24 protein-coding genes and 1 pseudogene are annotated in these 22,955 nt (G+C 53.3%); 16 read left to right on the plus strand and 9 right to left on the minus strand.

Annotated elements, in window-relative coordinates; translation table 11 throughout:
* Nucleotides 1-75 precede the first annotated feature (75 nt).
* Complete coding sequence (locus ACRBB0_RS16575; protein WP_431375559.1) at nt 76-312, plus strand: hypothetical protein; 237 nt, start codon at nt 76-78, stop codon at nt 310-312.
* A gap of 58 nt (nt 313-370) precedes the next feature.
* On the opposite strand, the gene ACRBB0_RS16580 is transcribed toward ACRBB0_RS16575, so the two are convergent.
* From ACRBB0_RS16580 to ACRBB0_RS16590, 3 genes are read right to left on the minus strand one after another with little or no spacing between them, the layout of a single operon-like run.
* Complete coding sequence (locus ACRBB0_RS16580; protein ID WP_431375560.1) at nt 371-841, minus strand: hypothetical protein; 471 nt, start codon at nt 839-841, stop codon at nt 371-373.
* Between the two features lie 6 nt (nt 842-847).
* Nucleotides 848-1,558 (minus strand): hypothetical protein, encoded by a 711-nt coding sequence (locus ACRBB0_RS16585; protein ID WP_431375561.1) that lies wholly within the window; start codon nt 1,556-1,558, stop codon nt 848-850.
* A complete protein-coding gene (locus ACRBB0_RS16590; protein ID WP_431375562.1) occupies nt 1,555-2,154 on the minus strand; it encodes an RHS repeat domain-containing protein in 600 nt (199 codons plus the stop codon). Before ACRBB0_RS16590 ends, ACRBB0_RS16585 begins: the two co-directional genes overlap by 4 nt.
* Nucleotides 2,155-3,060: 906 nt before the next feature.
* Here ACRBB0_RS16590 and ACRBB0_RS16595 point away from each other — a divergent pair.
* From ACRBB0_RS16595 to ACRBB0_RS16605, 3 genes are all read left to right on the plus strand, one after another.
* A complete protein-coding gene (locus ACRBB0_RS16595) occupies nt 3,061-3,360 on the plus strand; it encodes a trypco2 family protein (RefSeq protein ID WP_431375563.1) in 300 nt (99 codons plus the stop codon).
* A complete protein-coding gene (locus ACRBB0_RS16600) occupies nt 3,357-4,892 on the plus strand; it encodes a hypothetical protein (protein ID WP_431375564.1) in 1,536 nt (511 codons plus the stop codon). The genes ACRBB0_RS16595 and ACRBB0_RS16600 overlap by 4 nt, the downstream gene beginning before the upstream one ends.
* Before the next feature lie 354 nt (nt 4,893-5,246).
* A complete protein-coding gene (locus tag ACRBB0_RS16605; RefSeq protein ID WP_431375565.1) occupies nt 5,247-5,561 on the plus strand; it encodes a hypothetical protein in 315 nt (104 codons plus the stop codon).
* 324 nt (nt 5,562-5,885) lie between these two features.
* Here the strand turns inward: ACRBB0_RS16605 and ACRBB0_RS16610 are convergent, their stop codons facing one another.
* The gene (locus ACRBB0_RS16610) at nt 5,886-6,446 is read right to left on the minus strand and encodes a hypothetical protein (RefSeq protein ID WP_431375566.1); all 561 of its coding nucleotides are present in this window, start codon (nt 6,444-6,446) and stop codon (nt 5,886-5,888) included.
* Between the two features lie 426 nt (nt 6,447-6,872).
* Between ACRBB0_RS16610 and ACRBB0_RS16615 the strand changes: the two genes are divergently transcribed.
* From ACRBB0_RS16615 to ACRBB0_RS16625, 3 genes are all read left to right on the plus strand, one after another.
* Nucleotides 6,873-7,103, plus strand: coding sequence for a hypothetical protein (locus ACRBB0_RS16615; RefSeq protein ID WP_431375567.1), 231 nt, complete (start codon nt 6,873-6,875; stop codon nt 7,101-7,103).
* 75 nt (nt 7,104-7,178) lie between these two features.
* Nucleotides 7,179-7,898 carry a helix-turn-helix domain-containing protein gene (locus tag ACRBB0_RS16620; RefSeq protein WP_431375568.1) on the plus strand — a complete coding sequence of 240 codons (720 nt, stop codon included), beginning with the start codon at nt 7,179-7,181 and terminating at the stop codon, nt 7,896-7,898.
* A gap of 169 nt (nt 7,899-8,067) precedes the next feature.
* Nucleotides 8,068-9,369, plus strand: coding sequence for a hypothetical protein (locus tag ACRBB0_RS16625; RefSeq protein ID WP_431375569.1), 1,302 nt, complete (start codon nt 8,068-8,070; stop codon nt 9,367-9,369).
* 163 nt (nt 9,370-9,532) lie between these two features.
* Here ACRBB0_RS16625 and ACRBB0_RS16630 read toward each other — a convergent pair whose 3' ends face one another.
* Both ACRBB0_RS16630 and ACRBB0_RS16635 read right to left on the minus strand, forming a co-directional pair.
* Nucleotides 9,533-9,952: a hypothetical protein gene (locus ACRBB0_RS16630; protein WP_431375570.1), complete on the minus strand. Its 420-nt coding sequence runs from the start codon at nt 9,950-9,952 to the stop codon at nt 9,533-9,535.
* A gap of 366 nt (nt 9,953-10,318) precedes the next feature.
* A complete protein-coding gene (locus tag ACRBB0_RS16635; RefSeq protein ID WP_431375571.1) occupies nt 10,319-11,179 on the minus strand; it encodes a LysR family transcriptional regulator in 861 nt (286 codons plus the stop codon).
* Between the two features lie 88 nt (nt 11,180-11,267).
* Between ACRBB0_RS16635 and ACRBB0_RS16640 the strand changes: the two genes are divergently transcribed.
* The 3 genes from ACRBB0_RS16640 (at nt 11,268) to ACRBB0_RS16650 (ending at nt 13,907) form a co-directional block, all read left to right on the plus strand.
* Nucleotides 11,268-11,567, plus strand: coding sequence for a hypothetical protein (locus tag ACRBB0_RS16640; RefSeq protein WP_431375572.1), 300 nt, complete (start codon nt 11,268-11,270; stop codon nt 11,565-11,567).
* Nucleotides 11,568-11,571: 4 nt separating this feature from the next.
* Complete coding sequence (locus ACRBB0_RS16645; RefSeq protein WP_431375573.1) at nt 11,572-12,276, plus strand: hypothetical protein; 705 nt, start codon at nt 11,572-11,574, stop codon at nt 12,274-12,276.
* A gap of 494 nt (nt 12,277-12,770) precedes the next feature.
* A complete protein-coding gene (locus tag ACRBB0_RS16650) occupies nt 12,771-13,907 on the plus strand; it encodes a PepSY-associated TM helix domain-containing protein (protein WP_431375574.1) in 1,137 nt (378 codons plus the stop codon).
* 207 nt (nt 13,908-14,114) lie between these two features.
* Here ACRBB0_RS16650 and ACRBB0_RS16655 read toward each other — a convergent pair whose 3' ends face one another.
* Together ACRBB0_RS16655 and ACRBB0_RS16660 are read right to left on the minus strand one after the other, a co-directional pair.
* Nucleotides 14,115-15,227, minus strand: coding sequence for an AAA family ATPase (locus ACRBB0_RS16655; protein WP_431375575.1), 1,113 nt, complete (start codon nt 15,225-15,227; stop codon nt 14,115-14,117).
* Between the two features lie 34 nt (nt 15,228-15,261).
* Nucleotides 15,262-16,112: pseudogene (locus tag ACRBB0_RS16660) on the minus strand (RNA ligase family protein).
* Between the two features lie 327 nt (nt 16,113-16,439).
* Here ACRBB0_RS16660 and ACRBB0_RS16665 point away from each other — a divergent pair.
* Both ACRBB0_RS16665 and ACRBB0_RS16670 read left to right on the plus strand, forming a co-directional pair.
* Nucleotides 16,440-16,985: a hypothetical protein gene (locus ACRBB0_RS16665; RefSeq protein ID WP_431375576.1), complete on the plus strand. Its 546-nt coding sequence runs from the start codon at nt 16,440-16,442 to the stop codon at nt 16,983-16,985.
* A 271-nt stretch (nt 16,986-17,256) separates the two neighbouring features.
* Complete coding sequence (locus ACRBB0_RS16670) at nt 17,257-18,156, plus strand: DUF1963 domain-containing protein (protein WP_431375577.1); 900 nt, start codon at nt 17,257-17,259, stop codon at nt 18,154-18,156.
* Between the two features lie 115 nt (nt 18,157-18,271).
* Here ACRBB0_RS16670 and ACRBB0_RS16675 read toward each other — a convergent pair whose 3' ends face one another.
* Nucleotides 18,272-18,964 (minus strand): helix-turn-helix transcriptional regulator, encoded by a 693-nt coding sequence (locus ACRBB0_RS16675; protein WP_431375578.1) that lies wholly within the window; start codon nt 18,962-18,964, stop codon nt 18,272-18,274.
* Between the two features lie 112 nt (nt 18,965-19,076).
* Between ACRBB0_RS16675 and ACRBB0_RS16680 the strand changes: the two genes are divergently transcribed.
* The 4 genes from ACRBB0_RS16680 to ACRBB0_RS16695 all read left to right on the plus strand — a co-directional run bounded on the left by ACRBB0_RS16680 (nt 19,077) and on the right by ACRBB0_RS16695 (nt 22,862).
* Nucleotides 19,077-19,523, plus strand: coding sequence for an SRPBCC family protein (locus ACRBB0_RS16680; protein WP_431375579.1), 447 nt, complete (start codon nt 19,077-19,079; stop codon nt 19,521-19,523).
* Nucleotides 19,524-19,735: 212 nt separating this feature from the next.
* A complete protein-coding gene (locus ACRBB0_RS16685; protein ID WP_431375580.1) occupies nt 19,736-19,942 on the plus strand; it encodes a hypothetical protein in 207 nt (68 codons plus the stop codon).
* Between the two features lie 63 nt (nt 19,943-20,005).
* On the plus strand, nt 20,006-20,539 hold the full coding sequence (locus tag ACRBB0_RS16690; RefSeq protein ID WP_431375581.1) for an RNA 2'-phosphotransferase: 534 nt from the start codon (nt 20,006-20,008) through the stop codon (nt 20,537-20,539).
* Between the two features lie 112 nt (nt 20,540-20,651).
* On the plus strand, nt 20,652-22,862 hold the full coding sequence (locus tag ACRBB0_RS16695; RefSeq protein ID WP_431375582.1) for an NADP-dependent isocitrate dehydrogenase: 2,211 nt from the start codon (nt 20,652-20,654) through the stop codon (nt 22,860-22,862).
* The last annotated feature ends 93 nt before the right edge of the window (nt 22,863-22,955 follow it).

Consider the following 22,955-nt stretch of genomic DNA (forward strand, 5'->3'; position numbering starts at 1 on the left):
CTTGCTGGTGTATTAGCTTTTCCACGCTGCATGCGCATCGCATAAAGCGGCCCTTTGATTCAGGAACGCGATGACGTGACCAGGGCCGAGGAGTTGGGGCGAGTGCCGGTTTTGGGCACTCTGTTTCGCAGCAAGGATAGCAAGAATGACCGCACGGAGTTGCTGATCATGATCCGGCCCAGGGTCATTCACAACGCCGCGCAGGCGGGGGATGTGACGCAGTATTGGCGGAATAAATTGAACGGTTCGAACTCAATCCTGAGCACAGGATTGGGGACTGCGCGGCATCGGGTTTCAGATGTGGTACGGTGAGGGAGGGCATTTGTTTGGTTTGATAGTAACTGTTCGCTATCTTATTTGCATAGCAGTCCTATCGGTCAATATATTGCGTAAATGAAAACCTAATCTCTTTATCTACCGAAGTACAGGAAGCGTAGACTGTAGGGATAAATCTTGAAACGTCTGAAACCTCTGACCCCTTGACAACAGGCCTCCAATTAGAAGGTTGAAACACAAGGCTAGTGTTCCCAAATGCATCAGATTCACCCCAAACATACAATCTATCGCCAGCATCTTTGCTATTTTCAAGAACAAAACCAATACGTTCTTCGGCGCTTTGTTTTTCTAACAGGACAACACAAAACTCCTCCATAGTGAGCTCAGCGACTGACCAATCGAAATCATCTGGACATTGCCCAACGTGAAGATGCTCTGTCTTACACCCACCCCCTATTGGCAAATAAAACGAAGTTTTTAACATTGCTGTAGTAAGCTTCAGCCAATCTTGATTTGAAAGCTTTCGCAGAAATGTAACTTCAATTGAACCGATATCTCTACTCACTTTATTTCACCACTCAACATAAGAGATGCCTCGCTTATCCAACCAGCCTCGGACGCTTTGCGGGATTGGGGTGTTGGAATGTATCTCAAATCTAGCTCCATGTGCGTTTGCTATTTGCGCCTGTTGGCCAGCGGCAGTCCGAAATTTCTGAATCCTTTTCGCATCACTCCAAAAGTTTCCAGATTTCGATTCTACCCAAGTTACTTTCTGACCATTCAGGTAAGAAACATCGAAGTCTCTCGATTTGGCAACACCTTTCACTTCAGCTTTAACATGCCCCATTGCTTTTCCGCCCTTCAAATTAGCAGCAAGGTAAGCTTCAAAATCTGATCCAATCACCCCCCTTGCCCCCTTACTCGTCGCGCCAGGAGCCATAGCTGTACCAACAACTGGCGAAACGTGTGGTGACTTGTAGGGGGTAGGCCGCAATATTTGCCCACCAGCGCCTGGAGAAATGGCCACTGCTCCTTGAGCGACTAGGCTTTGGACGAACATTTCCGCTCGTCTTGCGGGCTTCAAGTCTGCCCAGTGCTGATAGTGGGCATGATCGCGTCTGAGGCTTTCAATGTTCTGCTCGTACCATGCGTCAGAATGCTGAGGGTCTGTGTCCCATTTATCTTGAAGCCGGTCGATTTCATCTGCTTTATCATCGGCAAATTGATGACAGTCGTCCAGACAACCTACAGTCGCGTTCCCGTTTGGATCCATCAGGTTCACAGGATCATTAAAGCTATATGAGTACCATTAGTCCCGACCCCTGGCTGTGTCACTTCAAACCAATCTGGCTGGATGAACTTGGCGAGTTCGGGGTCGTAGTATCTGGCGTTGAGGTAGCTCAGGCCCGCGTCGCGGTCGAAGCGTTCGCCGATATAGGCTTTGGCCTCGGGGGTGCCGGGGGCGGCGTATTCTTCGACTTCGCCAAAGGGGCGATAGGTGCGTTTGGCCTCGGCCGTGCCATCCTGACGCCAGACCGACAGCACCGAATTCAGCTGATCACGGAAGAAATAGGCCGGGGAGCCGCCATTTGTCAGCCGGATATCAGGATGGGGATAGGCCATGATGACCTCGCCCGCGCCGGTGCCGTAATTCTGGATCTCGACCTCACCAAGGTAGAGCGTCACCTTTTCCTGCGCCGTGCCCGCATCCTGGATCATCTTGAGCCGCGATCCATCGGCCCCATAGACATATTCCGTGCGCTTGCCGTTGAAGGTCACCGAAAGCGGGCGGTTTTCGCCGTCATAGGTCATGACCTTGCCATGCAGCCTGCGGGTCATATTGCCATTGGCGTCATAGGTCAGGCTTTGGCCGCCCACATGGAACGGCGCGTATTTACCCGCCTGATAGCTGTAGCTGCCAATGCAGCTGCGCGAGGGAAACTCGACCGATAACCTGGCATCAGTCTAAACAGCCCCACTGGCGTCGCCCAACTTGATTGTTAGCGCATTGTCGGCCTTTGTTAGTTGAAGTGCGCTTTCCTAACTTCCGATCCTATTGCCGCATGCCTCAAGGCCAGAGGAGGCTCTGAATGTCCGGTCTTGGGAGGCCGACCTTTTTGGTTTCGCTGTAGCAGCACTTCATTCTTGCAACTTAAGCGAATGTCCAATTTGGGCTGACAGCGGTCATCCTGGGGCGAAGTGAGCAGCCCCCTGCGAACCAGGATCGCACCAATGTCAGCGAAGCGCAGATTGCGACCTTTGCAAAGTCAGGGCCTCGGCCAGACAGTTCTGGAAAAAACGCTGCAACGCCGCGAGAAGAGCGGTCATTGGTGAGCCTTGCAGCGAAATTTCGGGTTGGAAGTCGGCTCAGCGGACCTTACGGACATTCGCCGATCAGAGCGAAAGGTCCGCAGTTGCGTGGACAACCGACATTTGCAGCACGCGAGAATGGGCAAGTTGCGGATTCAGTGGAGATCTGAAAATCAGGTTCACAACCCGCCAAAATTTGCTTCCAGTATATACTCTTGCGGATATGCATTACCAGAGGCGTGGCCGAGCTAAACACGCACCGGTGAGCGTAGGGCTGACATTAAATCAGACACGCGCTTGGGTCGATCCTTGCAACGCGCTCTCGGAATGTGAAGGGTTACCAGCAGACGCTATACTGATGTACAGTTTATGTACCAAGCACATCACTGCTTGCGAGCGCTATGGTGATCAATCGACCACTTGTCGTGTATCTAAAATTAGACCATGTCCAAATGACCAAACTGGAGAGAACCCATGGATATTCGGGACGTACTGAACAAGCTGACGTCAGAACTAAGACAAGCCGAAGAAGATCGCATCGCAGCAGGCAACGAAGCGGCTTTGCAACTTACTGGGGCTGAAATTGAGTTTCAATTTACGGTCGAAGAAAGCAGCGGCAACGCTGGCGGTATTGACCTCAAAGTGATTGATGCATCGAAGACAAAGAACATAAATGCATCATCGATTCAAAAGATAACACTGAGCCTAACAGCGTTGACAGATTCCAGTGAAGGTTCTCCAAAACCGCTGGGCACACGATATCTGAAGAAATGAGAAAGTTCTCAAGAGAAGTACTTGGTGATTTTGGTCTGAGAAAAAATGGCGAAAACGTCTTCAATACCCATCTCCAACTACTTTATACTCGCTCGAAAGATCACCGCGCAGATAAGCATTATCAGTATGATACGATGCACGAATTGGTACATGTCTATGCACATTACTCGACTCCATACGGTTTATTGCTTGAGGCGATATCTGTCCGGCTTACAATTTTAGTTCGCCGTCTGATCCGCGAAACAAGCTTCACTTTATCTGATCTGAGCGTACCACTTATTCAGGGCGCGATACTGGAATCTGAATTTGATGAGAGCGACGCCGGAACAGTGCTCTTCCGAATGCTACCTTGGGTCAAATTGAGCCAATTTCGCGAAATTCTCGAGGGAGAAAATGTAAATCTCCGTACATTTTCTTCTGCGGATTGTTTCCATCTTTTGCAGGCGATTGAGGACCTATTGGATGATTCTGAGATAATCACGAGCGATTTTCGCGAGGCGCTAGAGGAATTTAAACCGTCACTCAAAGACGAAGACGTTGACAGTTGCCGCAATAAATCAGCAGTTATGTGGTCGAGGGAGGACGAAGGTGAAATTGCTATTGGTGCAGCGGCGGTCAACGAAGCATTAGCGGTTCTTGCTCCGGGTGGCATTTCGAAAAATTCCATTTATGAGATTCCCGACACGACATATTCAATTCTGTGGCGCATGCTTCAGAGAGCCTATAGAGCGTTGAGTAAAAGAGCCCAAAATGGTGAAAGTGAAAGGCTGGTCAAGTTCGTGGAGAACATGGCACAAGGCACTATTCCCTTTCATGAGAGTGAACGCCGCATCGTATGCCTGATATCAGAGCTCGCACTCTTTACACCAATTGGTTTTCCGTTTCGTCACCTGCGAGACAACAGAGCAGTATTCAAGGATCCAGAGACAGCATGGCACCACCTTGCGCCGGGTTGGAGAGCAGTAAAAGCAATGCAGTTTATTGGCGCGCATCTTCCAGACATTGATTTGGTTGTCCCTAACCGTCGTGTCATACAGGATCAGATCTGTGACTATTATGGGTGGCCAAAGATCGAAGAGTTCGTGATGCACCGAAAGTACACGGGCGCCAAAGATCTTTCGCAACAGCCACCAGCTCCATATGGCGTAGCACGATCAAGACGCATATATGAATTACAGTTTAGATCGTATTACGATGCAGGTGGCAGCTGGTTGAACTGGTTGCTTTGTGACCCGTCTCTGGGAGATAAGCCGCTTGATATCGCTCCCCCCAACCTGGATGTGTTCGGTCTACACACATACTTTGACGATGAGCTCGTTACGATTGGCGGAGACATGCCCTCAAAGGGAATAAGGTTGCAGGGTATGCTGGAGAGGTTTGTTCATGAACAACTGCTAACAAAGTCTCCAGCCGAGACAGCCCGACTTAACCCAAGGCTAGACAAGCGATTAGAGCCTCCATTCGAAGTTTTTGATTTGGCGGTTGACTTACTCTTTATGCAACGGCCGGAACTTGTTAGGTTGTTCAGCTGATGTGCACTTAGAATGTAAGTCCATTTGAAGCTACTAAGCCAAGTACTCCCACGGAGTGTAATTCAGCCAGAGTACAGCACTAACCGTATTTGCGGGCAAGTCTCCTCCTGCCGCTTATTGACCCTTCATGAACTTCGCAGCATCCTGCAAAATGGGCTCACAGCCGTCATCCGACAGGTTTCGTCGGAAAAACAAGGAAAATGAGGGGCCAAAGTCGGCTGAGCGGACAATACTGTCGCTCCAAATCTTGATCTAAGTGTCTGCTTTGCCCTTTTCTGTCTATTTTGGTAGCGGCCATAATTTCGACAAGTGAGTTCCGTAGTTCACAGAAGTCAAAGCGTTTAGGAGGCTTCAATGAGCGATCACTCTCATGAGGTTCATGGGATCATGTGCGGACATGTCCACAATGAAGAAAGACCGCTCAAGCTTATTGAGCATGGCCCAGAAGGCCAATGGGATTTTATGTGTGGGCAAACCGATCATGACACCCAAGAAGCAATTAATGCCGCCGTTGTCGTTTGTAAGGGCTGCGCTATGAAAGGCTTTCTTTTGCCAAGTGGCGTTCAAGAACTGCCAGCTAGCCATACCGCAAAGTTGAACTCAAAAACAGAGCGTTGGGATGTCCGGAAAATGACAGCCGAAGAAATAGCTGAATATTACGAAGATTGAGAGCCCCGCTGCATCATCAATGCAATGCAGCCATTCGTTGATCGCGCAGCATCCAGTAATTTGGGCTCAGGCCTGCCCTCGACCTCTAGAGCTGGTCATTTCCAGTATGAATGTCCGCTCTAGGGAAGTCGAGGCAAACAGTTGGCACCTGCAGCAACGCCGGTCGCAATCGCCCGACATTGGTCATTTTGGGCTGACACTGGTCATCTACTGTGGCAGACGCGAACCGCAATAGGTGTTTTAAGAGAAATCGCGGTCAACAATGCACTAAGTCAGCTAAGGTTCCATTTTGGGCAGCGTCGGATTTTGAAAAACACGTCTCTACTAACCCCCGGTCGACGCCATCAAAGCTTGCCGCGTTTCAGCAATGATCTCTGCAGTACGTTCTCGTCCAACGTAGATAAAATGCTTACACTCTATCAGAGTTCCGTTCGGCTTCCAGTTTTGGAGGTGCTTAACTGCGTCAGCGCCATGCGCGATTATCACCTTCGGCTGACAGGCGCGGAGCACGTGGTCAAACGGACCGGTAACAGGTTTTGGGTACTCGCTTTTCTTCGCTGAGGGACGAGCATCGATGTTAGCTTCTAGCACGTTAACATCAGACAAGGTATTCACGATGTCTTCTATTTTCGCACGTGTTTTACTCATCGCCCCACGTTGAGCGGAGTATTCTCTGAACCACTCGCTTTTTTGGTAGCCATAATCTTCTTTCCAGAACCTCCACCAATCGCCATCCATTTTGGTTGCAGGGTTGTAGCCAACAATAAAAACGTCACTGTCAAGAGGTGATCCTTCACAGACAAAGGGGCGAAGCGTTGTTGGCTGCCCCACCACTTTACCAAGATTTTCTCTAAATCGGGTTAGTTCAGCAAGTGACGCTCCCAACTTTGGGTCTCCTATCCTACTTGTCTGCCAGTGACATCTTAACCCGCTCTGCTGACCTCGACTAACCAAAATGTTGCGCAATGTGTCGAACGGAGAATTTAGGGAAGCTGTAATGCAGTGTTTGGATATTCGGGGGATGTCAGCACCGGGCCGGTAGCCCAAATGCGCAAAGTCAGTTCAGCGCGGTGCTTTCTATGATGCCCGGCGCAGCATTAAAAGCTAGGATTTCAAGCTCTGACAGGCTTTTCTCCTCGTGTTGTCGAGCTTTGTTAAAGGTGCGAGATTTGGAGATGGCTGGTCTCACGCTAAGCAGGACTTTGTCGCCGGTTTGCGGGAGTTAAGTAGGAGGCGTTTGGCAAGTGAAACGCATCGGTGTATCCCGACCGCACCCTCTTCCAAACCTGTTTCAATCTAATAGGGCTTTTTATGGAACTCTTCTTATTGGACAACGCTCTGCGGGGGGCGTCTTCCGGCATCTTTTTACTGTTCGCAATACTGATTTGGACCGCCCGCATCACGAGAGAAGCACAACTTGCCTTTACGGCGACTGCGATCACGATTTCAGCGCGGCTTTGGAGCACGTTGCCGCCAGGCTTTGAACTTCCCGACACGGCCACCCATTTCTTGCGGTTGATTGGCACCGGGGCGAGCTTATAAGGCACCTGGTTTCTGATCATCATCTTTTTGGATGACAGGCGTTATTTCCTTGCCTGGATTCTGTCCGGAGCAGCGGTGTCCATCGGGATCATTTTTGCCATCTCCTTGCCTGTGATTGTTCCTTATCTCAGGAGTTACGCAGTCGCGCATTTTTGTGCCCTGATCGTTTTGATTGCCATTTCAGCGCGTGGAGATCTTATGGATGCCCGGCGACGGGTCAGGCATGTTTTGTGTTTTCTGCTGCTATTGTACAGTATCAATAACGCGCTGACCTCGAACCAGCTCATTGGCGAACCATCGGTGACGGCTGCTCTTGGCAAATCAATTCCACTGTTTGTGTGCCTGTTTTGTCTGGCGCTTTGGTCTCTTAAAGCCAATGCGAACAATTGGTCTGGCGAAATAACCCCACCGCCTTTGACAGCCCCCGGTACCGAACAAATCCCGGCTGTGCAAACGGCGTTGATCACACGAATTGAGAGTGCGATGCAAGCGGGGATCTGGCGAAATGAGGGCTTGACGATCAGTGCCCTGGCTCAAGAGGTGGACGCGCCAGAACACCGGGTGCGCAAAGCCATCAATCAGGGTCTGGGGCATCGGAACTTCTCCAGTTTCATCAACCAATCACGCATCCAAGAGGCCAAACGCCGCCTGCGCGCCCCCGCGGATTTGGAAACCACGGTCCTAGAAATCGCCTATGCGGTTGGGTTCAGTTCGTTGGGCCCTTTCAACCGCGCCTTTCGTGAAGCGACCAAGCAATCCCCAACCGAATACCGCCGCAGCGGGCAACATACCTAATCTCTGATTCTGAAAACGATGCGCCGAAACTGAAAAGCGCATGTCGATTTTAAAACTCAGCGTGTTTGGCGGAGCTGATTGGGCGATCCGAACGGCATCCCCAATGCCACTCAGAGTCATTTGGATATCAGAGTGGTGATTTTACCTGCAGGAGCCCAAGGAAATCACAATGCGACCCACAGCACGCACCCCCTTCATCCTCATCACTTTAGGATGTCTTATGGCCACGGCAGCCTTGTCGGATGATGCCGACGATGGATCACAAACCCCAACCACAGCCCCGAGCCAATGGTATGACTGCGCCGAACAAGGCGGCGATTGTCGCCCGCAATTCGACGATGTCGTCACCATGCGCTACGGCAGCAATGGAAATTACACCTATATCCTGACCAAAGGTGTCGATGCCATTCCCTGTGACGACTACTTTGGCAATCCAAGCAGCAAGAAAAAGGACAACACCTGCGGATACAACACAGCCAACCCTCTGAACGTGCCTGCAGAGTCCGAGTTTGACGCCGAGCACAGTTGGACACCGGGGACCGACGTTTCTTTTAGCGGCACCGGGATGGTCTGGATTCGCTATGGTGGCGACGGTGGCTGGATATATTCTATGGCCGAAGGCGATAATTATGCCCAGAATACGCCTTGCGACGAAGAGTATTATGGGTTCAACCCAATGCCCAATGGCGGCTCGCCCATATGTGAATACGCAGTTTATACGGACGACGAAATCAATCTGGATGACGATCCTGAACATCCAAATCCACGGGTGGATTGTGCCTCAAAGGGGGAAACCTGCGAGATTGACGTGCAAGGCGCGGTGCTTGCTGGATATGGCGACAATGAGAGATTTGATTGGCGTTTTCTGCACTATGCGGACGATCAGTTTGAGTGCGACACCGATACGTTTGGCGTGAGCCCGGGGTCAAGCACCGACAAACACAAGCAATGCTACTATCAAAAACTGAGCACTCCGGCGAATGCCACACTGTCGAATGGCAGCTGGGTATTGTTGGACAGCTGCACTGGACAGGATTGTTCGGTTTCTCATGAAATCGGGTATGGCACGTCGCGAACAAGTACCTGGGGTACCACGGCAGAATGGAGCGTGACCGTGACGCAATCTGTCGAGCTGGGGCTGGAGGTCACCAATCTGGGTGTCAAGGCAGACGGTTCAGTGTCTGGAACCTTTGCCAATTCCATTTCATACCAGAACGCGCTGGACGTGGACTATTCCGTGAGTGACACCGTGACATGCAACGATGGCAGCGCCCAAAGTCGCGGACTTTGGCAGTTCGTGACCTCAACAACCACGCCCTGCCTGGATGACAGCGCCTGCGCGGGCACAACCAATACATACTATTATCAGTGCGTGTCGGATGCTCCGACGGGCTATCCCGGCCCCGCTTGTCTACCCGGCTATTGTGTTGAAGACGATCAAGGCCTGTGCGGTTCTTGCGCCTATAACTAAGGGCAAAGTGGCCCATGTTCAGCAGCATTCCGACGCAACGCAGCCGCTGAGCGAGACAGATACCGGCCTTTGAAAAATCGGGGCCGGTATCCCCTTTAAAGGTTTCCACATATATGGGCACCGCCACCGCCTCCCCCATACTACTGAAAGGGAGCCCGCAACGTCAGATGTTAATGGCGTCGGTCACACTCAATTTGGCCAGTTCAAGCCCCTGACTAAACAAATATGACTGGACTTGAGCGGGGGCTTTGGTCAGACGAGGTGCCCTTTGTTCCAAGAAGGTCGCATCCTGAGGGTCGCCAAAGTCAGGTGCAAACGTCACCAAAGCTGCATCAATGATTAGAGCGATGTCGAGGCGTTCTGACAATCGCCCGACAGTTAAACTTGCACATGCGATTTCCCAGATTTGCCTCAACATATGACCGGCTCTGGGATCACCGTCTTGAAAAAGAGGATGTTCAAACCCATCGCGGTTAGCAACATGCTTGGCGTTTTCCTCCCAAATCGCCGTAGGCCTAGTATCAAGCACAGTAAATCCGTCATTCATCAAAACCGCGGCGCCACCATGTTTTGGCCCGTTCAATATCGCCAGCCTAGAAATCAGCGCGCAGGCAGGCATGTAACGGTCGGAGCACAATCCCGAGCCGAAAAAGTTGTTGGATTGAGGTCAAAATCGCTCAACAAAACCAATGCCGTCTCCCCTCCCCCTACGTGATGTGTCAAGCTTGCAAGCGGTGCCAACACGGATATGGATGTGGGCATGATAGGATCGCCCCGACGGATGGTCGATTTTGCCACATCTGCCCACGCTCTGGAACCGCGGGTTTTGTTGGGCGGGGGTTCGATATAATGCCGCGACAAGAGGCTTTGCCGGGCATCTATAGCATGAACCATTGCCCAGATGTGGTGGCGGCGGATATCGGCGCAAAAAGTTTGGTCTGGGAAACCACTATAGATCAGGCGCGCCCTCAATCCGCGGCTTTAGGTCTTCAAAGGCATCATAGAGGTGATCCATCAAGGCTCGGACTCTTGGGTTTTTTCGCAAATCCTCATGCGTAAGAACCCAGATCTGTAAATCTTCTTTTGGGGCGAGTTCAGGTAAGCGAACCAAGCCAGATTGCGCGTCTCCAAAGAAACAAGGCAACATGCCGATGCCGCGCCCCATTTCGATCAACCGCGCTGCCGCTCCCATCGTGCTGGCGTTTGCAACAGTACGTGCAGACCCGAGCGGTTGTCTGGCTGGTCGCCAATCGAAGGCAATCCAACAATCGCGTTTCGGTCTGTTCTTAAGGTAGGCTGGTGCCGCATAAAGCGCGAGCGGGCTTTCTGCGACCTTCTTACCATAGGCCGTTTCCGGGGGGGAGCGTGTCAGTCGGACAACAACATCCGCGTCCCGCCATGCCAGTTCGCTCAATTCATCGGTCGCAATGATCTTGAGTGAGATCATCGGATATCGCTCCATAAAAGCGTCTATGGGTTTATCCAATACCGACAAATACAGGCTTTCCAGCATGGATATCGTGACCGGACCCGCCAATCCCGTATCGGCCGAAAAGGACATCCTATCAATCTTGGCAACCTTTGCTTCAATGTCCTCAGCGAGAGGCAGAATGCGCTGCCCCAGATCGGTGAGGCACTGACCTTCCTTGCGCCGCTCTAACAGCGGACTACCCAGAACATCATGCAATGACTGCAAGTGTCTTGAGACAGTCGCGTGTGTTTTGTTGAGCGATCTTGCAGCCCCCCTGACAGAGCCCGCTCTCACCACCGCAAGGAAAATCCGCAGGTCGTCCCAATCAGGGGTGGTCATTTTTTCATCCGGTAAGGTTCAATTTTGGTCAATTTATAAGCCGACAGTCTCTTTGTATCAAGAGGAACACCACACATCGGAAATCAACATGACGTATGAAATCAAACTCCTCGAAGCCGACATCCGAAATCCCATGGATGGCAATATGACCTTGGGGCTGCACCACGAAGACACGCTTTGTGGCCGGCTTGAATACACTTGGGACGATAAAATGTTTTCGTCGGTGTTCCAGGGTAACGCGCCAAGCCTCCCGTCACCTGCCCACCCCACACTGATTTTGCATCGCGCTGTTGCGGCGATCTATGCCCTGAAAACTGCTGATCATGCGGTTTTGACGGATGTATTTCGTGACCATGTCGTCACGATCACCATTGAAAACAAGGAATAATATTATGCTTGATCACCTATCTACGACCACAGCCCTAACAATTGCTTTGATGAGTGCAACCGGTGCGCTTGCCGATAGCACCGTCACACCTGTCGGGGTCATGGGGCTGTTTCATTCGGATAGCCCGACGGCTATTACCCTCGATAGGACCGCCTTGGCAGCGCTGGGATGTTCTGTGCGACGATCAGGTATTATCGGTGCCGCACAGGGCGACATCGGCCTTGAGCAACCCAACCAGTTTGCTTTGTTGGCCTGCGACACATCGGTGCTGTCAGACAGGTCGTCGCGTGCTCATCTGGCTGCGCTTGCGCCATCATCAGACACCCTCGCCGTTCTAGAAGGCGACCTGATTGATTTCCCGGTTCAAGCCGCGAAAGGCCCAATTTCGGACCGACAATATGTTTTCAAGATCAGTTATTACAACAACCAAGACGTCAATGCGCGCGATGCGGAATTGGCGCGCATTGACGCCAAGGCTGAAACCCTTGAGGACACGTATGTCACCGAGTCTTTTGTTGGCGTGGATTATGCCCTCGGCATGCCGACCCCTGATGAGGTTGTGATCCTGTACTACGACGATGCCGAAACAGGGGATCGATTTCGGAATGCAAACAGTGATTTCCTGAGCGAAATCGGGGTGTTCAACGCCACGCATCTGATCAGCACAATCTACTATGTCGGACAAGCTGGGCCGAAAACAGATGGGTGAATCTGCCCTAGAATGCAAACCGGAACACCCAGTCATCCGGCCCCTCGACGGCCCGATGGCATGTTAGAGGGCGGGCTGTTCCACCGCCCAAAGCCGGTGCTGTCTCTCAAAGGCAGCTCAAGCGGATCAGGTGGATATCTCCTGCTTTTCGGCCCGCCATGCAGGTCATCACCTCACACGGGCATGAACTTCACGAGAGCCGAAAAGCACAATCCGGGGATTGGTTAGCCGATGCCAACAGCGACCTCTATCGGTTTGCATCTGCTGCGCCTTTTATCAGGGGCGCAGCCCATTTAGGAACCACTTTAGATCGGCCCATACGCGCGTTTTTTGACTTTGCATCCGGCCCAAGCCGCATTTGGGCGCAAAATTTTGAACACAAACCAACACTGCCCGACACACCTCTGAAATTATTTTACAAATCGGCGACGGAACTAGGTGCGGCGCGCGTACTACGTAGGACTTTAACCTCAAATCACGTAAATGGGACCGCCATGTCATTTCGAAAAATCCTGTTCTGGAGCCATTTGGTGGCTGGAATAGCAACAGGGCTTGTCATTTTGCTCCTCGCCATCACCGGTGTTCTTTTGACCTACGAACACCAGCTTATTAACGCCGCCGAAAGCACATACGACGTGACGGTTTCGGACGCATCCGCATTGCCTGCTGACCGGCTTGCCGAAATCGCCCTTGCTGAAACCGACGGAAAAGCATCGGCCCTTGTCTTCCAAAATGACGACAGCGCCGCCGTGGTCGCCACGATTGGCCGGAGCGACAAACTCTTCCTCGATCCTTATTCCGGCGAAGCTTTGGGCTCTGGTCCAACCGCCACCGAAGAGTTTTTTGGCACGGTGACCACACTGCACCGATGGCTTTCGCTCTCAGGGCGCAACGACACCGGGGCGATGGTGACTGGTGCGTCGAACCTCGTCTTTGGCTTTCTTCTCCAGTCGGGGATTTACCTTTGGCTGCCCCGTATCTGGAAATGGGGCATGCTTAAGACAAAAATACTGTTCCGACGTAGTTATCCGAACGCCAAAGCACGTGACTTCTCATGGCATCATGTTTTTGCGTTCTGGGCTGCGATCCCCCTTATCTTGATCATCCTCTCAGGGGCTGTCATCTCCTATTCTTGGGCAAGCGACTTGGTCTACTCAGCCTATGGCGAAGACGCCCCGACAAGACGGCGACCCGGTGGGAGCCAGGCCAGTGGCCCACTTGCGATTGACGCCAATGGTGTCGGGCTTCAGGCCGTTCTCGATCGGGCGATCACTCATGAAAGTGATTGGACCCAAATCAAATTGACCCTGCCCAAAGGCAAAAATGCCGACAGTGTCAGCGCCATGGTGGACACCGGAACGGGGCGGCAGTTGACGCATCAGACAACATTGACGATCGCGCAAGAAACGGGTGAGGTCGTGTCGACAAGTCGCCTGTCTGATCGGTCACCGGGGATGCAGGCGCGCATGTGGATGCGGTTCGTTCATACGGGCGAGCATTACGGCCTCATCGGGCAAACCATTGCGGGGCTTGCCTCTTTGTTCACGGTCTTCATGGTTTATACAGGTCTGGCGCTCAGCTACCGCCGCCTCATCCAGCCGCTGTTTCGGCCTCGGAAATCAGCGGCCTAAGCCGTTTTATCGCCCGGTCGTTGCAAAGACCAACGACCGGGCGGAAACCATAAACATGGAACTGTGAACGCCCAAACGCGTCATAACGGGGGCTGCAGAGAAAGACCCAATCAACGGACTGCCCACTCAATCTCAACAGATGACCGTTTTATGTTCAGTCAACGACGCGGCGGGCGGTTGGAATGTTGGCTTACGTGAGACGTTTTTCTAAGCGGATGTCAGTCTCATGACACGATGTGCCTCCCAGGTTTGAGGAGGCTCCAGTTTTCGAGCCAGATGGGTTATCACGGCCTCAGGTACGGCATCAGGTCGATCTTTGTTTTGACGGAGCAATTGATCGGGGGCGGGTTCAATGTACACGAGGTCAATTCTGGCTCCGTAATCTCGCAAGAGTCGCAGAACCTTTGCCCGATTTTGCCGTGTTACATTCGTGCCGTTCCAGACAAAGTCTTTGCCCGCGCGTAGAAATGTGCGGGCTCTTTCATACGCGGCCTGAATAACCCTGCCCTGATTGCCCCGCGCCGTCACTCCAAGCTCATCGCGGATGAGGTCGAGACTGACAACCGGATGGTCGCTTCGATGTTGGGCAATCCATGTGTCCTTGCCCGCGCCCGGCAGACCCGACATGACCGTGACGGTGCATTTGAACGCCTCATGAGCCTCATAATGAGGATCCCGGCCCTCGGTCTCGAAGAAGGCAACGCGGCTTTCATCATTGGCAAAGTCAAAGGGAGCGTTGAAACATCCGGCGTCTTGAAAAATCACCTCCGTAAGGCTGACATTGTCCAAAACTGCCTGTTGATCCTGACAAATGCGCCCCAAAGCGTCAGCTCGGGCATGGAGGCACAGGTGATCGGGGCGGCATTTCCATGATGTCTCTATCGCCAGTCGGGTTGGATCGGGCCGTTCGATTAGCCAAAAAGGCAGCTGATGATGGGCGATGATCGCGCAAAGTGCCTCGCGCCACGCGAAGGGAGATTGCGCATGCCACAGCAATGTCCGTGCCATGGCAGCCCCGATCCGCGAATGCCCCGGTGATGAAATGCGCCCATCCCCTTGCTGGGTTGTAACGGCTGGTTTGCCAATGTCATGCAGCACAGCCGCCCAAAAGAGATAGCCTTGATCCTCAGGCGGCAGGTCGCGCCAGGTCGGATCGGCAACCATCGCCTCGACAACCATGCGGGTATGAATGCCAACATCACCTTCAGCGTGATAGATCGGATCCTGCGGGCACCTGTCCAGCACCGCCAGCTCAGGCCAAAGCGGCCAGATTGCATCCCAATTAACCCGCCAAAACGGGCCGGTCGGGACCAAGGACATCAGATGCTCATGCGGGACGTGGGGTGTTTTGACCTTACGCATCATATGCACCCGAAATCCCCAAAACAGGGGCAAAGATATCGACCCCGTCGGCCAAGCCGTTCGGTAGGATCGGACGGTCATGCCAATGCCCATCAGACGCTTGGACCGCCTGATGAAAGTCGGCCCGCACAAACTTGAACCGATCCAGGACATGGGTTGTATCTTCGTGTTTCAAATACAAACCTTCTGCTAGATCGCTGTCTTCGGTCTGCTGTTCCACCATGTCCGCCCGGCTGCCGGATTGCTCGGCTGCGCGCGCCAGAATCCGACGCCAATCCTGCGATTTATAAGGTGTCGGGCGGGTCAAGGAGTTGAGCTGATCAACGGATGTCACTTTGCCCTCATGAAGCACAGGAACCGGCATGATCGGCAGTCCGCCTAACAGGGAACGCCGGGCGGCGGTGCTGAGAAAGGCCCCATTGTCCCGGTCCAACACGTCAAATTCCAAAAAAAATGCGGAAGCCGATCATAAAACACGGTGTGTTTGGCATACATCCACTCGCCGTACATGACGAACCTGTGTCCAAGGACAGGCTCCAACACATGGGCATGGGCCGCTGCCCAGGTTTTGAGCAAAGCAAAATGGCGTTCTCGACCTCCGCCGGTCAGGTAATGCCCCCGGCTTTGCAACAGCAGGTTGCCCTGCACGTCAAAGGACACGGCGGAGTTGGCCCCGTCGAGCTTCTCCTCCACGATCAGATTCTGACCCGCGAGGTCCTTGATTGGTTTGTCGTCGGCCATATCGCCAACTTGAAGGCGCGAGCCTTCAACATGCCGCGTGCGCGGGTATTTTCGGATAGTCATAACAGTCTCACGATGTATTGATTGCACACAAATAAGCATCCGACACACGTGGTCGGAGCCTTGTTTGAAGTATGTGCGCTGAGATTACATCGGTCTTCCGTGGGGTTCAGGGTTTGAGACAAGGACGGACCAAAAGCGTTTTGGCGCTAAAATTGCAATAACCGACATTCACTCGTTAAGCGCAAGAACCAGCTTGGTTCGTTCAGTTTTCACTCCCCCAAATGATCAAATATGTTCCTGCAGACCCTAGTAACTTCCTGATTTGGTCCAAAATGACGGGTGGCAGTCAGCGATCCAGTCTGGGTCCAGACTATGCACAAAACTTAACCCGAGGCAGGAATACACTTACAACGCTGGGAGGCCGCCATGAAAACCGCAATTGTTCTTGGGGTTTTAATATCTCTTATGTCCACGTCGGCTTCCGCCGAAAGTATTCGCTGGAAACCCGAAACTCTCAAGCCCGGCGACGACACCAGTCTCAACCAAAGCCAAGGAGGCCTTATCCACCACGTATTTCGTGGAAAGGTCGGGCGCTTATATGCTTTGGAAAGCTATCGTGGGTCTTCACCATCGGGAAAACCCGTTTTCACAACTTACCTAGACAAAGATGGAAATCAGGTTCGGTGGGTGAGACAAGACGGGTTTGAACTGCAATTTCACCCGCATGATTGCACCCCAACACTTGGGCCTTGCCAATGTACCCAAGTCGGTTCTGACGGAAAAAAGGAGGTCCGTTTGAGAATTACCGAAGCTGTAAGGGGCGGGTTTCAGTTCGCTGAATACGGGTCTGATGGTAGGCAGTTGTTTGGTGGCAATCTAACACTGGATGCGCGTGACAATGCAGTGAATGGCCGTTTAGACGGCAACCAAGGAAAGCAGCGGTTTCAAATGGTAAAGCAAGTGTACAAATAAGACACAAAAGCGCTGAAATGGGCCGAATGCCGTGATTGGTCGGCCTCAGTGAACGCGACCTTTGTCTGCCCAGTTGCACTTCAACACCAATGACCAAGGGGGGGGGCGGCCGAACCAGCCAGTTGTTAGTGCCAGGCTCCGACAAATCCATGCAGCTATTTGCATAGAGGCATGCCCAATTCAAAAGAAACACAAAGGCCATATAACTGCCAAATTTTATGGGTATGACCTCGGTGGAAATGGTCAATCTTTAACGTTAAGGTGGAACAACGTGCCCAAACCTCTGAGCTTTGCTGAGCATATTAGCCTGCAGCTTTCTAATGGAAAAACGCGATATCCTGACGAAATTGCGAAGGAAATATTGAAATCTCATCTCTCAAAACCGGCTCTGCATTTGACGCCCGAAGACCTTCGCGCACGCGTAATGAAAACAGAAAAGCCAGCATATGTGCTGGGGCGCAAAACCTATGTCTCAGGACGCAATTGGTTTGGGGGGGGGCCGCTTTTGCCCAGCCACATGCCTTGGCCCAGAACAGATATCCACCGACAGCCCATGCACTTTTGGGCACAGATTGACTGTGCGACGTTGAACGGGCCCCATGACCTGCCCAATAGCGGCTTGCTCCTTTTCTTTTTCGATCTGGATGAATTTGGGCCAGATCAACGGCACAATGGAGCAGGCAAGGTGATCTTCGTGGCTCAGAGCGACATTCCATTGATGGAACGACAGCCGCCATCTGATATGCCGCAGTTCCTACACGCCCCAGGCGAACAAACCTCCAAATTCGACACGCGGGTTACTACCAACAAATTTGCGGCCGAGCCTCATATGTTTGCTTGGTATGATATGCAAAACGTTGATCTGAACTGGGATCTGTTGAGCAATGAAAACGAACTATCTGCGGGTGAGATCGCCACGGAAGTCACGCAGGCCAATAGAAAGGAAACGATCGCCACTGCAGCGCCGGAAACCTACGGGCAGCACGCGTTACTAGGGCCTGAGCAAGAGATCACCAATCCGACCTACGGCGAAGGTGTTCGCCTGATGTGTCTTGGCAGCGATGACGAGATGGATTGGCAATTCGCCGACGACGGTGTCGTTGAATTCTGGATGTCCCATGCCGATTTGCGCGAGCATCGTTTCGATCGTGCCTATGCAATGATGGCTTAGAAAAAGCTAAAGCGCCGACGTTATAACCAATTTTGAAACCCGCCGTCTTTCGTGGCCAGATTTGTTCGAAGACAGTATTGAGCCCTTTTGACACGTGCTGTGGGAGGCTCCAACGTCAGGTTTCCTTGCGTTTCGACGTTGCCTCCTCCCACCCTTTCAACAAGGCGGCTCGACGGCCTGGGTACTTGCTTCCAAGAACTCTGAGGTCCTGAACGCGTTCGGTCTTGAAATGCCGATAGTCGTCTTTCGTCTCGCACCAACCGACGAGGTATCGGGCCCTGTCAAGGAAAGCGATCAACAGCGGCCAGACAATCCTGTCAGTCGTGCTGCCATCGCGATCTGTGTAAATGAGCTGCAACCTGTACCGCTCTCGAATAGCATGTCGCAACAGCGCACTGTCAAAGCGCTCCGATACGCGCACTTGCGTTTGTATGGGTTTGGAACTCCCGTCCAGGACAACCGGACGCAGCTCCTTTGGAATGGCCAGTGAGAGTTTCGACACAAGGTCACGCGCAGCCCGGGCAAGCGAGGGGTCCGCCTCGGACGCCACCCAAGCCGCCCCCAAGGCTGCGGCCTCTAACTCGTCTGCCGTCAGCATCAGCGGGGGCATGTCATAGCCATCATCAAGGACGTATCCAACACCCGCCTCTCCGGTGATCGGGATGCGTTGGGCGTGAAGCTCGGCCATATCGCGATAAAGCGTACTGAGAGAGATTTCCAATTCATCGGCAAGGTCTCGTCCTGTGATCGGCGACCGGGTCGACCGCAAGATCTGGATAATCTGAAACAACCGTTCTGTGCGACGCATTTTTCGACCCTCCTCTCATGCTGCTATCATAACGGTGAGAGCAGCCCACTTCTAGAACCCTCTTAGAAACTGAAATTGCGCAACCTCAGCGCAAACCAAACGGAGCCTAAGAATGATTCATCATGAACGTAGCCTGACCATCGATGCAGCGCCGGACGCAGTGTGGGCAGTGCTCAGCCGCTATATGCAGATCGACGCGTTCGCGCCCCAGATCACTTCGGTTGACGCATTGACCGAAGGAGAGATCGGCATAGGCTCAAAGCGGCGCAATCACTTTGCCAACGGCACGTCTCTTGTCGAAGAGGTGGTCGCGTGGAAACCGGGCACGGGCTACACCGTAGGGCTTTCGGATATGGCGGCAATGCCATTGAACCACGCCAGTTCCGAAATTCGCATCACTCCGACAGGCGGACGTTCCAAAGTGACATGGACCTTCGACTATCGCGTTAAATATGGCGCTTTAGGTTGGGTGCTCGGGCAAACCATTATGAAGATAATGATGGGTAAGGTCATTGATGCGAACCTAAAGGGACTATCAGAAAAAGTGCGCGCCGGATAAGCCGGATTTGGTTCGCAATTATGACGCGGCCATTCGTTCGTTTAGAGCGGATGGCGTTCTCGTCGACGCTTTGGAGAACATGAGCGCATGAACGGCTGCGGAGCAGCTCTCACGGATTGTTCGTCTCCAACTCTTGAAAAACAGGTGTGAATACCGACGGAACTTGTCAGCACCCGCGTGTAACCCTCCAACGACCCAAAGGAGAATGTGACATGCGCAGCCCCATCAATGCCCCCATCCTCGCCACGGCCTGTGTGATTGGCCTTGGCATCGTTGCCCAAGCCGCCGCATCGGGTGCCCCCTATGAAGGCCCTTTCCACAGACTTTGGAAAGCGGCGTTTCAGAGCGAGATAACCGAGCCGGTTCACCAAAACGCCATCCACACCGAAATGCCACAAGGCAACGGATATTGGCTTTAGCACCTTGTGGCTTTGTGATCGGGCACCGACACTGATCGCTACAGTTCAACAGGTAAGTGCCCTATGCCCAGTACCCCAAAAGCAATCAGCAAGTTTTTGTCATATGTGCTCCGCCATGACCCGGCCAGCATTGGGCTTACCTTGGACCGTGGAGGCTGGGCCGAGGTTCAGGCTCTGATCGACCGAGCCACCCTGCCCCTGACCCAAAGCGATATCGAAACCGTTGTCGCCACATCTGACAAACAACGCTTCGCGCTCTCTGAAGATGGTAAGCGCATTCGCGCGAACCAAGGTCACTCTATCGACGTCGATCTTGGCCTTAAACCGATTGCCCCTCCCGATAGGCTCTTTCATGGCACTGCGCAGACGTCTTTAACGGCGATTCTCGCACAGGGGCTGACCGCGCAATCGCGCCATCATGTTCACCTCTCGCCTGATCCTGATACAGCCCGCACCGTTGGGATGCGACACGGCAGCCCTGTTGTCTTGGTCATCGACGCGGCCGCGATGCACGCCGCTGGATATGTGTTTTTCAAATCTCAAAACGGTGTCTGGCTAAGCGATCACGTCCCCCCAACCTTTCTTTCGCCTCGTTAACTGTCATTGGCCGCTCTGCGCGACGAAATGCATCACGGTATACGCTGGTATACTGTAGACGCTGCCGTTCGTTTGCCCTAAGGAATGCGCAGCAAACGAAAGGCAGTTATCCATGTCGAACACCACTCCTGATATCATTTACACCATTGTAGACGAAGCGCCCGAGCTGGCCTCGGCGTCGTTCCTGCCCATCATTCAAAGCTTTGCGGGGGCCGCCGGGGTTTCCGTGGGCACCAAGGACATCTCGCTCGCAGCTCGAATCATCTCGGCTTTCCCTGAGAACCTGACCGACGAGCAGCGCCAGTCCGATGATCTGGCCGAACTTGGCAAACTGGTGAAAACCGCCGAAGCCAACGTCATCAAGCTGCCAAACATCTCGGCCTCTGTGCCCCAGCTGGTTGCCGCCGTCGAAGAGCTCCAGGCCCAGGGTTACAAACTGCCTGACTATCCAGAAGAGCCAAGCACCGACGAAGAAAAAGCTGTACGCGCGCGTTATGATGCCATCAAAGGCTCCGCCGTGAACCCGGTTCTGCGCGAAGGCAACTCGGACCGCCGCTCGGCCAAGGCTGTGAAAAACTACGCCCAGAACAACCCACATTCGATGGGCACATGGGAAAGCACCTCGAAGACCAAAGTGTCGTCGATGCCCGGCAATGATTTCTACGCAAACGAGAAATCCGCCACCATCACCGAGGCCCAAGCCGGTGACGCGAAAATCGAATTTGTCGGCAAAGACGGTTCCGAGACCGTGTTGAAAGACGGCTGGCCGCTGGAAACCGGCACCATTGCTGATGCGACATTCATGTCCGCAAAGGCGCTTGGCACTTTCCTTGCTGGCGCAATCGAAGACACCAAAGCCGACGGCACCATGTTCTCCTTGCACATGAAAGCCACGATGATGAAGGTTTCCGACCCGATCATCTTTGGCCACGCTGTCAAAGCATGGCTGGCCCCTGTGTTCGAAAAATTTGGCGCTGAACTCGACGCGCTGGGTGTGAACCCGAACTCCGGCATGGGTGACCTTCTGGATCGCGTCAAAGACAACGCCGACATCATGGCCGCCATCGACGCCGTGACCGCGGACCGTCCCGGCATGTATATGGTCGATAGCGACAAAGGCATCACCAACCTGCACGTGCCATCCGACGTGATCATCGACGCCTCGATGCCCGCCGTGATCCGCGCTGGCGGCAAAGGTTGGGACGCAGCAGGTGCCAAGGGCGACACCAACTGTGTCATCCCGGATCGCTGCTATGCCACCGTCTATGACGAATCGATCAACTTCTTCAAAGCCAATGGCGCGCTTGACGTGACCACAGCTGGCTCGGTTGCCAACGTTGGTTTGATGGCCCAAAAGGCCGAAGAATATGGCTCGCACCCGACCACATTCGAAGCCCCAGCCGATGGCACCATCCGCATCGTTCTGGCCAATGGCGACACGCTGCATAGCCATGACGTCGAAGCGGGTGACATCTGGCGCTCTTGCACCGTGAAAAAGGCCCCGATCGAAAACTGGATCAGCCTTGCCATGGACCGTCAGCGTCTGACCGGTTCCGAAGCGATCTTCTGGCTTGATGCCAACCGCGCCCATGACGCCGAGCTGATCAAATATGTTCAGCCTGCGCTGGACGCCGCTGGTGTTGCTGACAAATTCCAGACCATGGCCCCACGCGAAGCCACGGCTCAGTCGCTCAAAACCATCACAGCCGGCAACGACAGCATCGCCATCACCGGCAACGTGCTGCGTGACTATCTCACCGACCTGTTCCCAATTCTCGAACTGGGCACATCGGCGAAAATGCTGTCGATTGTGAAACTGATGAACGGTGGCGGCTTGTTCGAAACCGGCGCGGGCGGCTCAGCGCCCAAGCACGTTCAGCAGCTGGTCGAAGAAAACCACCTGCGTTGGGACAGCATGGGCGAATTCTGTGCCCTTGGTGAATCGCTGAACTTCCTCGCCGATAGCCGTGGCAATGCCAAAGCCGGTGTTCTGGGTGTGGCCGCCGAAGCCGCGACCCAAGGTATTCTGGATGACAACCGCTCGCCATCGCGCAAAGTGGGTCAGCCTGACAACCGCGACAGCCACTATTGGTTTGCCCGCTACTGGGCCGACGCCCTGGCCGCGCAATCCGACGACGCCGATCTGGCCGCACATTTCGCCCCCATCGCCAAAGCATTGGCGAGCGGCGAAGAGGCGATCTTGGCCGAACTGGCCGCCGTTCAAGGCCCAGCGGCCGACATCGGTGGTTACTACCGCCCGTCGGTTGAGCTGAAAGCCAAGGTCATGCGCCCAAGCGCAACACTGAACGCGATCTTTAGCTAATCAGCTTTCGGAACAACAACGAAACCCGCCGCAGTCTGTGTGGCGGGTTTTCTTTCGCCTGAAATTAATAACCAAGTAATTCAATCAGGATTG

Origin of the sequence: Pelagimonas sp. (genome assembly GCF_050633425.1) — a bacterium.
In the GTDB taxonomy this organism is placed as follows: Bacteria; Pseudomonadota; Alphaproteobacteria; order Rhodobacterales; family Rhodobacteraceae; genus Pelagimonas.

Excerpts from the sequence above, each read along its gene's own strand:
- ACRBB0_RS16685 (WP_431375580.1), top strand. The coding sequence starts at position 19,736 with ATGCGCAGCCCCATCAATGCCCCCATCCTCGCCACGGCCTGTGTGATT.
- ACRBB0_RS16680 (WP_431375579.1), top strand. The coding sequence starts at position 19,077 with ATGATTCATCATGAACGTAGCCTGACCATCGATGCAGCGCCGGACGCA.
- ACRBB0_RS16625 (WP_431375569.1), top strand. The coding sequence starts at position 8,068 with ATGCGACCCACAGCACGCACCCCCTTCATCCTCATCACTTTAGGATGT.
- ACRBB0_RS16665 (WP_431375576.1), top strand. The coding sequence starts at position 16,440 with ATGAAAACCGCAATTGTTCTTGGGGTTTTAATATCTCTTATGTCCACG.
- ACRBB0_RS16655 (WP_431375575.1), bottom strand. The coding sequence starts at position 15,227 with ATGTCCTTGGTCCCGACCGGCCCGTTTTGGCGGGTTAATTGGGATGCA.
- ACRBB0_RS16595 (WP_431375563.1), top strand. The coding sequence starts at position 3,061 with ATGGATATTCGGGACGTACTGAACAAGCTGACGTCAGAACTAAGACAA.
- ACRBB0_RS16695 (WP_431375582.1), top strand. The coding sequence starts at position 20,652 with ATGTCGAACACCACTCCTGATATCATTTACACCATTGTAGACGAAGCG.
- ACRBB0_RS16600 (WP_431375564.1), top strand. The coding sequence starts at position 3,357 with ATGAGAAAGTTCTCAAGAGAAGTACTTGGTGATTTTGGTCTGAGAAAA.
- ACRBB0_RS16675 (WP_431375578.1), bottom strand. The coding sequence starts at position 18,964 with ATGCGTCGCACAGAACGGTTGTTTCAGATTATCCAGATCTTGCGGTCG.
- ACRBB0_RS16635 (WP_431375571.1), bottom strand. The coding sequence starts at position 11,179 with ATGACCACCCCTGATTGGGACGACCTGCGGATTTTCCTTGCGGTGGTG.
- ACRBB0_RS16605 (WP_431375565.1), top strand. The coding sequence starts at position 5,247 with ATGAGCGATCACTCTCATGAGGTTCATGGGATCATGTGCGGACATGTC.
- ACRBB0_RS16640 (WP_431375572.1), top strand. The coding sequence starts at position 11,268 with ATGACGTATGAAATCAAACTCCTCGAAGCCGACATCCGAAATCCCATG.
- ACRBB0_RS16615 (WP_431375567.1), top strand. The coding sequence starts at position 6,873 with ATGGAACTCTTCTTATTGGACAACGCTCTGCGGGGGGCGTCTTCCGGC.
- ACRBB0_RS16645 (WP_431375573.1), top strand. The coding sequence starts at position 11,572 with ATGCTTGATCACCTATCTACGACCACAGCCCTAACAATTGCTTTGATG.
- ACRBB0_RS16690 (WP_431375581.1), top strand. The coding sequence starts at position 20,006 with ATGCCCAGTACCCCAAAAGCAATCAGCAAGTTTTTGTCATATGTGCTC.
- ACRBB0_RS16650 (WP_431375574.1), top strand. The coding sequence starts at position 12,771 with ATGTCATTTCGAAAAATCCTGTTCTGGAGCCATTTGGTGGCTGGAATA.